The organism is Algoriphagus sediminis (genome assembly GCF_030403435.1).
Taxonomy (GTDB): domain Bacteria; phylum Bacteroidota; class Bacteroidia; order Cytophagales; family Cyclobacteriaceae; genus Algoriphagus; species Algoriphagus sediminis.
Genome location: NZ_JAUEPH010000001.1, coordinates 648,172 through 660,363 on the forward strand (window position 1 = coordinate 648,172; position 12,192 = coordinate 660,363).

Sequence of the window (12,192 nt, forward strand, 5' to 3'; positions counted from 1 at the left end):
GGTGCCGAACAAATCGACACCCTTTTTTTTTACTCAATGAATATAAATTAAACGTTTTCGCTACTTACCGCTGCAGAGAAATATTCGCGGTTCATTCTAGCGATGTTCGTAAGGCTAATTCCCTTTGGACACTCAGCGGAACATGCTCCTGTGTTGGTGCAAGCTCCAAAGCCTTCTGCATCCATTTGAGCAATCATCTTTTCTGCCCTTGTTTTTCTTTCTACCTGACCTTGCGGAAGCATGGCCAGTTGGGAAACTTTAGCCGAGGTAAATAGCATTGCGGATGCATTTTTACAAGCAGCTACACAGGCACCGCAGCCTATACAAGTTGCCGCGTCAAATGCCTCGTCAGCTATCACCTTCGGAATAGGTATCTCATTTGCATCAGGAACCCCTCCAGTATTTACAGAGACATATCCCCCTGCCTGAATGATTCGGTCAAATGCAGATCGATCTACAACCAAGTCTTTCACTACAGGGAAAGCGGCCGCTCTCCAAGGCTCGATTGTTATGGTTTCTCCATCAGAAAATGATCTCATGTGCAGCTGGCAGGTGGTAGTTTGCAATGGACCATGAGGTTTCCCATTGATATATAACGAACACATACCACAGATTCCTTCACGACAATCGTGATCAAAATGGATAGGATCTTCACCTTTTTCGGAAAGCTGTTCGTTTAACACATCCATCATTTCCAGAAAGGACATGTCTTTAGAAATTCCATCCAAAGGATAGGTCACAAAACCTCCCTTATCTGTTGCACTTTTTTGTCTCCAAACTTTTATCGTCAGTTTCATATTTACTCTCTTTCTGTCTTTATTTATAAGAACGCTGAGTCAACTTCACATTTTCGAACTCTAGTGGTTCCTTCTCTAAAACTTCTTCCTCATTATCTCCCATATATTTCCATGCGGCCACATAGGCAAAGTTCTCATCATCTCTAAGAGCTTCGCCCTCAGGAGTTTGATATTCTTCTCTGAAGTGACCTCCACAGGACTCATTTCTATTATATGCGTCATCAATCATAAGCTCACCTAGTTCAAGGAAATCTGCTACACGATTGGCTTTTTCAAGAGATTGATTAAGTTCCTCATTGGATCCAATCACCTTTACATCCTTCCAGAATTCATCTCTAAGGGCTTTGATTTCCTTCTTCGCCTTCTGTAAACCTTCAGCAGTCCTGGCCATACCGCATTCGTTCCACATGATCTTTCCTAATTTCTTGTGGAAATAATCTACCGTTTTGGAACCGTTGATGCTTAGAATTTTTTCAATTCTCTCCTTTACCTCTCCAGCAACCTTCGCAAACTCAGGATTATCAGAATCTACTGGTGCTGGACCAATTTTCGCTAAATAGTCTCCCAAAGTGTAAGGAATAACAAAATAACCATCTGCCAGACCTTGCATCAATGCTGAAGCACCAAGCCTATTGGCTCCATGATCAGAGAAATTGGCTTCGCCCAAAGCATAAAGCCCTGGCACAGTGGTCATCAGATTATAATCAACCCAAAGTCCGCCCATAGTGTAGTGAACTGCAGGGTAAATCATCATTGGAACCTGATAAGGATTTTCTCCGGTGATCTGCTGATACATATCAAAAAGGTTACCGTATCTGGCCCTGATGTTATCTTCTCCATCTCTTTTGATAGCATCTCTAAAGTCAAGGAAAACCGCTTCACCAGTTTCATTCACTCCTCTTCCTTCATCGCAAACATATTTCGCATTTCTAGAAGCCACGTCCCTAGGAACCAGGTTACCGAAGGATGGATACTTTCTTTCCAGATAATAATCTCTCTCCTCTTCCGGGATATCATTTGCTTTAATTCCACCTGATCTCAGTTTCTCAGCCATTTCCTTAGTCCTTGGCACCCATACTCGACCATCATTTCGGAGTGACTCAGACATCAATGTCAGCTTAGACTGGTGATCTCCGGATACCGGAATACAGGTGGGGTGGATCTGCGTATAGCAAGGATTTGCAAAATAGGCTCCTCTTTTATGCGCTCTCCAGGCCGCAGTCACATTAGAACCCATAGCATTAGTGGAAAGGAAAAATACATTTCCATAACCACCCGTGCAGAGTAAAACGGCATGTGCGGCGTGAGTTTCAATAGCACCAGTAATCAAATTCCGGGTAACAATACCTTTAGCTTCGCCATCGATTTTCACAAGATCCATCATCTCCGTCCTAGGGTAAAGCTTCACCTTTCCGTTTGCTACCTGACGGCTCAACGCAGAATAGGCTCCCAAAAGTAACTGCTGCCCCGTTTGGCCTCTGGCATAGAAAGTCCTGGACACCTGAGCCCCACCAAAGGATCTGTTGGCGAGCAAGCCACCATATTCCCTTGCGAAAGGAACACCCTGTGCCACACATTGATCAATGATATTAACCGAAACTTCGGCAAGTCGATATACATTAGCTTCTCTTGCTCTGTAATCACCGCCTTTTACAGTATCGTAAAAAAGCCTGTAAACTGAGTCCCCATCATTTTGATAGTTCTTGGCAGCATTAATTCCTCCCTGAGCTGCAATTGAATGCGCTCGTCTTGGACTATCCTGGAAGCAAAATGCTTTCACATTGTAGCCCAGCTCCGCGAGGGATGCTGCCGCAGAGGCACCGGCAAGTCCGGTTCCCACAACGATTACATCGTATTTTCTTTTATTCGCTGGGTTGACCAGCTTACTGCTGAATTTATGATTGGTCCATTTCTCGGCGATCGGACCAGCAGGTATTTTGGAATCTAGAATCATTTGACTATTGATTTAGCTCTGTGTGAAATAGATATAAATCGGCATGCTGGCGAACAGTAGAGGCACCACAACACTATACAACTTTCCCAACGTCTCTATTGCCGGTGAATATTTTTTATGATTTAATCCTAATGTTTGGAAGGCGCTGGCAAATCCATGCGATAAGTGAAATGCCAAAAAAGCCATGGCTACCACATATCCTATGACCATTAGCTCATTCTGAAAGGCAAAGCTTACTATACTAAAGAGATCTTTGTACTGCTCTCCTTCATAAGAAACCATGGGAATATCTCCCCAGTGCATCTGATACCAAAAGCTTTGCATGTGGACTACTAAGAAAATCAAAATGATTGTTCCAAGGATGCCCATATTTCGAGAAGCAAGGCTGCTGCTCCCTGATTGCTTTGACATTCCATAACCAATTGGTCTGGCTTTTTTATTTTGGCGTGTGAGCCAAATAGAATAAATGACATGCCCTATAACTGAGATATAAGTCAGATAGGACAAAATTTTCACAGCCGGATTCGTGGTCATGAATTTGGCATAGATGTTAAAAGCCTCTCCCCCATCTCCTTTAAAGAGGAGAAGGTTTCCTGACACATGGCCAGTTAAAAACAGGATTAGAAAAAGGCCCGTTAGAGCCATAATCAGCTTTCTTCCTAGCGTGCTACTTAAGGTTTTGGTAACCCAACTCATAAATGTTTCCTATTAATTGAGAACGTTAATTTCTTAAAATCAAAGATCAAATTTACATCTGCAATCTTTGCCAAACAATCTGATCAATGCTGACATCTTTATTTTGAGAGGTTCTAAATAGAAATCACTAATTCGCCTTCTTTCATACACACCACTAACTTTTTGTTGATTTTCATTGTTTGAATTTCTCATGATTTTCTAGTTACTTTCATTTTCTGATTTGAGGAAATTTCAAATTGGCTCCGCTGTAGACTTAACCATTTAAAAGGCGTTGCGTTTTATTTAAAAACAATCACTCGACATGATCAAAATTCTGAAGTATTCCTGGGGGCTTTTTCTCCTCTTTTTTTTCGCAGGAATTACTAATTCATATGCCACTCACATTCGGGCAGGTGAGATCATCGCCGAGCGTATTTCAGTACAAGCGCTTACCTACCGAATTACTGTGGTGGGCTACACGGATACCAGATCAAGTGTGGTTTTTGGACCTGGAACTGTAAATTTTGGGGATGGACGAGAAGTACAGCTTAACACTGAAAGTGACTTTTCTTTAGTAGAATCCCTAGGTAACCAAATTGAGAAAAACACCTTTGTTGTCACCCATACCTTCCAGGGACCTGGCGTCTACACCATCCGTTTTCAGGAGTTCAATCGAAACGATTTAACGCTCAATATGGATAATTCTGTGGATACGCCTTTTTACGTGGAAACACAGATTACAATTGATCCTTTCATCGGGGTAAATAATTCACCGGTGCTAACTATCCCGCCAGTTGACAACGGTGCTGTAAACGTGAGGTATATTCATAATCCAGGAGCATTTGACCCAGATGGTGATAGTTTAGCCTACGAATTAGATGTACCAAAGCAGGCTTTTCAGCGTCCAGTGAATAATTACAGAAGCCCCGCTTCTGCCGAATTTAGCTTCAATCAGCAGGACGGTAGTGTTCCCGCATTTTTAACCCTCGACCCCATTTTTGGAGATTTGATCTGGGATGCCCCTGGCACCGTAGGACAGTTCAATGTAGCCTTTCGAATTAAAGAATATCGAAAACTCGATGGAGTTTGGGAACAAATAGGCTATGTGGTTCGGGACATGCAGATCATTATCGAAAACTCTGATAACCGAAGACCGGAATTAATTTTGCCGCCTGATCTGTGCGTCGAAGCCGGAACTTTAATTGAAGAAATCATCCAAGGAAGTGATCCCGATGGAGATCCTATAAAAATAGAGGTCTTTGGTGAGCCTATTGAAATCACCACTTCGCCGGCTACCTATTCCCCAGATGATGGAGATTTCCAGCCATCGCCTGGAATTGTAAACTTTGAGTGGCAAACAGTTTGTAATCACGTAAGGGCAAGAGAATATGACGTCCGGGTTAGAATTACAGATCAGCCAAGATCCGGTCCAGCTTTGGTAGATATCAAAACCTGGAGAATAAAAGTTATCGGTCCTCCACCTGTGGTGGACCAGCTCGAGCAAATGCCCGGGCGAACGGTGGAAATTAATTGGGATCCATATGTCTGTGCCAATTCGGCAAATGAAATGCAGGTTTGGAGACGAATCAATTCCGATCCATATGAACCAGATAGCTGTGAGACAGGCATCAGGGCAGGATATGAGCTCATAGGAACCACTGATATGGAAACCTTCAGTTTTGAAGATTTAAATGGCGGTGAAGGGTTAGCTCCTGGTAACACCTACTGCTACAGACTAGTGGCAGCTTATCCAGAACCTAGAGCCGGAGAAAGTGTGGTTTCGGATGAAATCTGTATCACTATTGATGTGGATGTTCCAATTATCACTAATGTCAGCATAGAAGAAACAGATACTGAGGATGGAGAGATTTTCATCAAATGGACTCCTCCCTATGACATCGATCAGACCCAATTTCCTGGTCCTTATCAATATGAGTTATTGAGGCATGATGGATTTACTGGAACAGAAGGAAGAACTTCGCTAGTAGTCACCTCCGATACTTTATTTACCGATACTGGCTTAAATACTGAGGATCTGGTGTATAATTATCGGGTAGTCTTGTATGATGGTAACACCAAAATAGACACTTCTTCATCAGCTTCCACAGTTCGGTTGGAACCTTCTATTATTAATGAAGCGATAGAGCTGAACTGGACCTTTGAAGTTCCATGGAATAATTCCATCAGTGAATTCAGGCATGAGGTGTACCGAAACCGAACCGATCCTGATGCAGCTGACGAGGACACCTTTGAGCTGATCGGGGAAGTGGATGTTACACAAAATGGCTTCACCTTCCTGGATGATGGTACTTTTAACGGGGTGCCTTTGGATAGAGATACTGAGTATTGCTATTATGTAAGAACTGAAGGTGCTTACAATGTTGAGGGTCTTGAGTATCCACTACTGAATAAATCTCAAATTATTTGTGCCAAGCCCGATGATGACAGACTTCCATGTCCTCCAGTATTGGTCTTCGAAGGCCCAGTTTGTGAAGAATATTTAGCTGAGCAGCCATGTAATATTTCTACCTATGAACATGATGTCAGTTGGACTCCAGACTTCTCAGGTCAGTGTGATGATGAGCTTAGTGGGTACAGATTATATTACACTAATCAAGGCGAAGACAGCGAGTTCGAATTGATAGGAGAATTTACTTCCCTGGAACTAGATGCCACCATCACAGACCTCACGACCTATCGAGGCTGCTACTACATCACGGCAGTAGACAGATCCGGTAACGAGAGCGAGCCATCCAATGTAGTATGCGTGGAAAACTGCCCAAGTTACAACTTGCCGAATGCATTCACTCCAAATAATGATGGTGTAAATGATACATTCCAAGCCTTTGATAATCCATTCTCCGAATGCCCAAGATTTGTCACAGGAGTAGAAATTTTCATCGTGAACCGATGGGGAGCCGAGGTTTTCAGATACAACAGTTTGGAATCTGCCGAGAATGACATTTTCATCCGTTGGGATGGAAGAGATAAGAATGGCAATGACTTACCTGCCGGAACTTATTTCTATTCTGGGTCTGTTAGATTTGATGTACTAGACGAGTCACAGCAAGTGCAAAGTCTGAAGGGTACGATTCAAATCCTGAAATGACCGAAAAGTCCATAATTTTATTTGATGGGGTTTGCAACCTTTGCAATTCCTCGATTGATTTTATCATTCAAAGGGATAAAAATGACAAGTTTCTGGTGGGCCCTCTTCAGGAAAAGTTAGGGGGAGAGCTTACAAAGAAATTTGATATTCCGGAGGATTATCTAGACTCACTTGTACTCATTGAGAACGATCAGATTTTTTTTAAGAGTACCGCTGCATTAAAAATCGCCAGAAATCTTTCAGGTGGATGGCCTGCTTTTTATCCTCTTATTTACCTACCCAAGGTATTACGAGATCCTGTTTATGATTGGATCGCAAGGAATCGTTATAAGTGGTTCGGAAAGAAAAACACCTGTAGACTACCTACACCTGAAGAGTCGGCAAAATTCCTTTCAGCAGAAAATACTCCCGCCTAAAAATTCTGGATCACCATCCAGTAAATTGGGAAACCTATGGTAATGTTGAAAGGAAAGGTTATGGCCAGAGCCATGGGAATATAGAGACCTTCATCTGCTTTTGGATTTGCCAGCTGCATCGCCGCAGGCACAGCAATGTATGAGGCACTTGCGGCCAAAATGGCAAAAATAAATCGATCTCCTGGTTCAGGAGATATCCACGAACTCAAAACAGACACTATTAATCCATTGATCAAGGGAATCAAGATTGCAAATAGCAATGCGAACTTGCCATATTTGAAAAATGCTTTGAGTTTTCTGCCACTGCTGATTCCCATATCCAGAAGAAATACTGCCAAAAAGCCCTTGAAAATATCAGTGACAAATGGCTTAATTCCTTCAGCTTGCTTCTCATCCGCAATCAGTCCAATTAGCAGGGCACCAAGAATTAGAAGTACACTTCCATTAGTGAAGGCATGAATAACGATCTTTTTTATATCTCCTTTCGCCTCTTGGGAGCTGTATTTATCTAAAAGAATTACTCCTGAAATAATGGCTGGTGCTTCCATCAAGGCCATCACGGCCACCATATGCCCCCCGAAAGTAACTCCCTGAAGCTCCAAATAGGAGACAGCTGTTACAAAAGTTACAGCAGAAATGGAACCATACGCGGCAGCGATGGCAGCAGAGTCGGCAATGGATAATTTCCTTTTTAAAATAAAGAAGGTATAGAATGGGACCGCCGCAGAAAGGAATACACCAAAGAGCAAAGCCCACAAAATACTCAAATCAAAACTGCTATGGGATAACTCCTGACCTCCTTTGAACCCGATGGAGAGCATCAAGTAAAGTGCTATAAACTTGGAACTTGTGGCCGGAATTTCAAGATCACTTTTCAATCTCACAGCAAGAACTCCCAACACGAAGAAAAGTAGACTTGGATTGGTCAGGTTGTTTATAAGCAATTGAAAATCCATAGAACAAATATTCTCCGTAAATCAATTAAAAAAAAGCTTTAACATAACATTTTTTTATTCGTATGGTTTTTTATATAGATTTTACTTATGAATATTTCATTCCAACAACTTCGCGCATTGCAGCTAGTGGCCGAGCACAACAGCATTACAAAGGCTGCCAAATCTATCGGTATGACACAGCCTGCTATTTCGATTCAGCTGAAGAATCTTCAAGAGCAGTTTGAAGTCCCTCTCACAGAGGTTGTAGGTAAGAAAATATTTATGACTGAGTTTGGCCAACAGCTCGTCGAGACTGCTGACAAGATCTTTAAGGAACTCAATCAAGTGGAGCAGAAAATGCTGGACCTTAAAGGTTTACTTGCGGGTAAAATCAGTATTTCCGCAGTTTCTACTGGGAAATATATTATTCCCTATCTTATTTCAGACTTTATGAAACTTCATCCTCATGTGGAGATAAGTCTTGAAGTTTCAAACCGTAGAACCGTTTTTAGTCACCTTCAAAAAAACAGTACTGACCTCGCAATAGTGTCCGTACTACCGGATGATTTCGATTTTGAAAAAGTCACTCTGGCTAAAAACCGATGGCAACTGGCCTGCTCACCTGAAAATGCTGAGTTCTATCAAGAGCAAATAGACAACAATCAATGGCAAAATGTGCCTTTTGTTCTACGAGAAAGCGGATCGGGCACCAGGGTGATGATGGAGAAATTTTTTAATCACCGAAATATTTCCGTAAAAAGTAAGATGGAGTTTGCCACCAATGAAGCGGTAAAACAGGCCCTAATGGCAGGACTAGGAGCCTCAGTCCTTTCGAATTTTTCCATCTATCAGGAAAAAGAAGAGGGCCGGATTGTAACTTTGGATTATCCAGGTTTACCTATTGTAGGAACATGGGATTTAGTTTGGCTAAAGCAGAAAAAACATTCTCCTGCTGTCCTGGCTTTCATCCGATGGATTTCGGAAAATAAGGAACGCCTGTTTGAGAAGCATTTCCCGGAAGCTTAAAATTTCCCCTCTTTTTGGAAAAGCCTATATTTGCCCTCTCAAAAAACTTACATCATATGAAGGCAATTGTTTTCCCCGGTCAAGGGGCCCAGTTCCCAGGAATGGGAAAAGAGCTTTATGAAAATAACCCAAAAGCTAAAGAACTTTTCGAGAAGGCAAATGAGGTATTGGGGTTCAGGATCACAGATATCATGTTTGAAGGCTCAGCGGAGGAGCTAAAGCAAACCAAGGTTACTCAACCAGCCATTTTTCTTCATTCTGTGGTGCTTGCTCTGACTGCTGATGAATTTAAGCCAGATATGGTCGCAGGACATTCCCTGGGTGAGTTTTCTGCCCTTGTTGCGAATGGCACACTTCCCTTCGAAGATGGTCTTAAACTAGTTTCTCAGCGAGCTCAAGCCATGCAGGAAGCCTGTGAAATCAACCCGTCTACCATGGCAGCCATTTTGGGCCTTGAAGATGAAAAAGTAGAGGAGATTTGTGCCACCATCACAGATGAAATTGTCGTTCCAGCAAACTACAACTGTCCAGGTCAATTAGTCATTTCAGGAAGTAACAAAGGAATCGAGATCGCCTGCGAAAAGATGAAGGAAGCTGGCGCAAAAAGAGCGTTGCCTCTGCCAGTAGGAGGCGCCTTTCATTCACCTCTCATGGAGCCGGCGAGACAAAAACTGCAGGACGCTATTCTGGCAACTGAATTTTCTAACCCTTCCTGTCCGGTTTATCAAAACGTTTCTACCACAGCCGTAAAAGACATCGAGGAGATCAAAAATAATCTTATCGCTCAACTGACCGCTCCGGTAAAATGGACTCAATCTGTTCAGAATATGGTGGCAGATGGAGCCAGTGAATTCGTGGAATGTGGTCCTGGAAAAGTTCTTCAAGGCCTGGTGAAGAAAAACCACCGCGAAGCAGAAGTTTCGAGTATTTAATAAAATTAGAAGGTAGAATTATTTAAGGTTTGGGGGTATACTCCCAAACCTTTTTTTCATCACTGCATTCTTCTAGCAGTTGCTGATGGTTTTTCCTTTCAAGGGGATTAACAAAGTCAGGTAAGAGTTCTGCCAAGGGCACTAATGCAAACCTTCTATTTGAAATGTGAGGATGAGGTATTTGAAGCGTGGGTAGATTTATGATTCGATCACCGAAATAGAGTATATCTATATCAATATTTCGATCCGACCAGCGCTGTTTTCTAACTCGACCCAATTCACTCTCTATCCCTTTTAATCGGCCCAGCAGTTCCTCTGGAAAAAAACTGGTTTCCACCAGGAGAGCCTGATTCAGAAACTTCTCCTTGGCACTAGGGCCCCAGGCTTCTGTTTCGTAAACCTTTGAAAGTGAAATAATATCCATCTGTTTAGAAATCAATTCTCTGGTCTGAGATAGCAACTGCTCTCTGTCTCCCATATTACTTCCTAAAAGCAAAACCGATTTCATAAACAATTGGGCTAAGGATTGATGTTGTAAACCAAAATCAAATTAAGTTAATTTGGCATTCATTTAATCAAAGACTATGAAATTTCTTGGAAATGTGTTGGCGGTAATCGTCGGCTTATTTGTGTTTACCATACTGTCCATCTTGATTTCTTTCGGAATTCTAGGAGCGCTGGTGGCTTCAGGGGAAAAGGAAGTTACTGTCAAAGAAAATACAGTGCTGCATATCAATCTCAATGGAAGAACCATTGTAGAGCGAACCAATGAAGACGACCTGAATTTGGGAAGTTTTTCAGCCTTTGGTTCACCAATGACGGCCGGAATGTATAATCTTAAAAAGGCGCTAAAAGGAGCTGCAGAGGATGAAAGCATCAAGGGAATTTATTTAAATACCGGCCTGGTATTCACTGGTCAGGCTAACCTTCTGGAACTAAGGAACGCACTGAAAGAATTTAAGGAATCAGGAAAATTTATCATCGCCTATGATGAAGCCTACAGTGAAGGAGGATATTATTTAGCTTCAGTCGCAGACGAAATTTACATCAACCCACTGGGTGGAATCGACTTCAATGGATTTGCCTCGGAAACCATCTTTTTGACAGGGTTTTTCGCAAAAGTAGGGATCAAGCCTGTGGTATTCCGTGTGGGTGATTTCAAAAGTGCTGTAGAGCCCTTTATCCTTAAGGAAATGAGTCCTGAAAACAGGCTTCAGACGGAATCTTTTCTGAATGACATTAATTCCCAGGCCTTGGCTGGAATTGCTGAAAGCCGGAATATCAACTTAGATAGCCTTACTATCATTAATGACCAAATGCTGGTAAGAGAGCCGGAAGATGCCGTGAAGTACGGTTTAGCCACTGCTGAACTTTATGAAGATGAGGTCCTTGCTAAGATCAGAGAGAAACTAGGTCTGGAAGAGGATGCAGACATCCCTACTATGAAAGTGACCGAGTTTAATAAAACCGTCTCTAGTAAAAATCTGACGTCTAAAAACAGAATCGCTGTGATTTTGGCCGAAGGCCAAATAGTAAGTGGAGATGTAGATGGGATGTTGAGTTCTGACAAATTTGCAAGAGAGATCAGAAAAGCCCGAAAGAATGATAACATCGATGCTATCGTCTTGAGGGTGAACTCTCCAGGAGGGTCAATTCTAGCTTCTGAAGTGATTTGGAAGGAAATGGTGGAAGCGAAAAAAGTAAAGCCTCTTATCGTATCAATGGGTGAGGTAGCCGCTTCAGGTGGTTACTACATTTCTGCTCCGGCAGATACCATTGTGGCTCAGCCGAATACCATCACAGGATCCATTGGGATTTTTGGTCTATTCTTTAATGTAGAAGAGCTGGTGACAGACAAGCTTGGAATTACCACAGACGTGGTGGAAACAGGTGAGCTTTCTGATTTTATGAATCCAGGTAGGGAGCTGACTCAGGTGGAAATGGACATAGTCCAAAAGAACATTGAGGATGGCTATGAAACCTTCATTTCCAAAGTAGTGGAAGGTAGAGGTATGACAGCAGAGCAGGTGAAGGAAGTGGCATCCGGACGGGTTTGGACTGGAACTCAAGCCAAGGAAAGAGGACTAGTGGATGTGCTTGGGGGTTTAGATACTGCTATTGAGATTGCCGCTGGCAAAATAGATGCAGGAGATGATTACCGAGTAGTTTACTATCCTGAGCAAAAGCCTTGGTTCGAAGTACTGATGAAAGACTTGGAAAATAATGTAAGTACCCGAATCATCCAATCACAACTTGGAGATGCGTATCCCTATTTCCAGAAAACTCAGGAGCTCAAGCATCTACAAGGCATTCAGGTTCGAATGCCTCAGGATATCATAATCAAGTAA

General features: G+C 42.5%; 10 protein-coding genes. 5 read left to right on the forward strand and 5 right to left on the reverse strand.

Annotated features, from left to right (window positions below; translation table 11 throughout):
* Positions 1-47: 47 nt before the first annotated feature.
* The 3 genes from QVH07_RS02750 to QVH07_RS02760 are packed head-to-tail and all read right to left on the reverse strand — an operon-like array spanning position 48 to position 3,447.
* Positions 48-797: a succinate dehydrogenase/fumarate reductase iron-sulfur subunit gene (locus tag QVH07_RS02750; protein ID WP_289998598.1), complete on the reverse strand. Its 750-nt coding sequence runs from the start codon at positions 795-797 to the stop codon at positions 48-50.
* 19 nt (positions 798-816) lie between these two features.
* Entirely contained in the window at positions 817-2,751 is a 1,935-nt protein-coding gene (locus QVH07_RS02755; RefSeq protein ID WP_289998599.1) for a fumarate reductase/succinate dehydrogenase flavoprotein subunit, read from the reverse strand.
* A 12-nt stretch (positions 2,752-2,763) separates the two neighbouring features.
* Complete coding sequence (locus tag QVH07_RS02760; protein ID WP_289998600.1) at positions 2,764-3,447, reverse strand: succinate dehydrogenase cytochrome b subunit; 684 nt, start codon at positions 3,445-3,447, stop codon at positions 2,764-2,766.
* 301 nt (positions 3,448-3,748) lie between these two features.
* Between QVH07_RS02760 and QVH07_RS02765 the strand changes: the two genes are divergently transcribed.
* A complete protein-coding gene (locus QVH07_RS02765) occupies positions 3,749-6,535 on the forward strand; it encodes a T9SS type B sorting domain-containing protein (protein ID WP_289998601.1) in 2,787 nt (928 codons plus the stop codon).
* Positions 6,532-6,951 (forward strand): thiol-disulfide oxidoreductase DCC family protein, encoded by a 420-nt coding sequence (locus QVH07_RS02770; protein ID WP_289998602.1) that lies wholly within the window; start codon positions 6,532-6,534, stop codon positions 6,949-6,951. Before QVH07_RS02765 ends, QVH07_RS02770 begins: the two co-directional genes overlap by 4 nt.
* On the opposite strand, the gene QVH07_RS02775 is transcribed toward QVH07_RS02770, so the two are convergent.
* A complete protein-coding gene (locus QVH07_RS02775) occupies positions 6,948-7,907 on the reverse strand; it encodes a sodium-dependent bicarbonate transport family permease (RefSeq protein WP_289998603.1) in 960 nt (319 codons plus the stop codon). The two genes, QVH07_RS02770 and QVH07_RS02775, sit on opposite strands and share 4 nt — an antisense overlap.
* A gap of 87 nt (positions 7,908-7,994) precedes the next feature.
* Here QVH07_RS02775 and QVH07_RS02780 point away from each other — a divergent pair, with 87 nt between their 5' ends.
* The gene (locus tag QVH07_RS02780) at positions 7,995-8,912 is read left to right on the forward strand and encodes a LysR substrate-binding domain-containing protein (protein WP_289998604.1); all 918 of its coding nucleotides are present in this window, start codon (positions 7,995-7,997) and stop codon (positions 8,910-8,912) included.
* Between the two features lie 56 nt (positions 8,913-8,968).
* Positions 8,969-9,844, forward strand: coding sequence for an ACP S-malonyltransferase (gene fabD, locus QVH07_RS02785; protein WP_289998605.1), 876 nt, complete (start codon positions 8,969-8,971; stop codon positions 9,842-9,844).
* 22 nt (positions 9,845-9,866) lie between these two features.
* Here the strand turns inward: fabD and folK are convergent, their stop codons facing one another.
* Entirely contained in the window at positions 9,867-10,352 is a 486-nt protein-coding gene (folK, locus tag QVH07_RS02790; protein WP_289998606.1) for a 2-amino-4-hydroxy-6-hydroxymethyldihydropteridine diphosphokinase, read from the reverse strand.
* Between the two features lie 76 nt (positions 10,353-10,428).
* On the opposite strand from folK, the gene sppA reads away from it, so the two are divergent.
* Entirely contained in the window at positions 10,429-12,192 is a 1,764-nt protein-coding gene (gene sppA, locus QVH07_RS02795) for a signal peptide peptidase SppA (RefSeq protein WP_289998607.1), read from the forward strand.

What these genes read in the sequence shown, in the direction of transcription:
- QVH07_RS02775 (WP_289998603.1), bottom strand. Translation starts at nt 7,907, where the DNA reads ATGGATTTTCAATTGCTTATAAACAACCTGACCAATCCAAGTCTACTT.
- QVH07_RS02760 (WP_289998600.1), bottom strand. Translation starts at nt 3,447, where the DNA reads ATGAGTTGGGTTACCAAAACCTTAAGTAGCACGCTAGGAAGAAAGCTG.
- QVH07_RS02770 (WP_289998602.1), top strand. Translation starts at nt 6,532, where the DNA reads ATGACCGAAAAGTCCATAATTTTATTTGATGGGGTTTGCAACCTTTGC.
- QVH07_RS02755 (WP_289998599.1), bottom strand. Translation starts at nt 2,751, where the DNA reads ATGATTCTAGATTCCAAAATACCTGCTGGTCCGATCGCCGAGAAATGG.
- QVH07_RS02765 (WP_289998601.1), top strand. Translation starts at nt 3,749, where the DNA reads ATGATCAAAATTCTGAAGTATTCCTGGGGGCTTTTTCTCCTCTTTTTT.
- QVH07_RS02780 (WP_289998604.1), top strand. Translation starts at nt 7,995, where the DNA reads ATGAATATTTCATTCCAACAACTTCGCGCATTGCAGCTAGTGGCCGAG.
- QVH07_RS02750 (WP_289998598.1), bottom strand. Translation starts at nt 797, where the DNA reads ATGAAACTGACGATAAAAGTTTGGAGACAAAAAAGTGCAACAGATAAG.
- folK (WP_289998606.1), bottom strand. Translation starts at nt 10,352, where the DNA reads ATGAAATCGGTTTTGCTTTTAGGAAGTAATATGGGAGACAGAGAGCAG.
- fabD (WP_289998605.1), top strand. Translation starts at nt 8,969, where the DNA reads ATGAAGGCAATTGTTTTCCCCGGTCAAGGGGCCCAGTTCCCAGGAATG.
- sppA (WP_289998607.1), top strand. Translation starts at nt 10,429, where the DNA reads ATGAAATTTCTTGGAAATGTGTTGGCGGTAATCGTCGGCTTATTTGTG.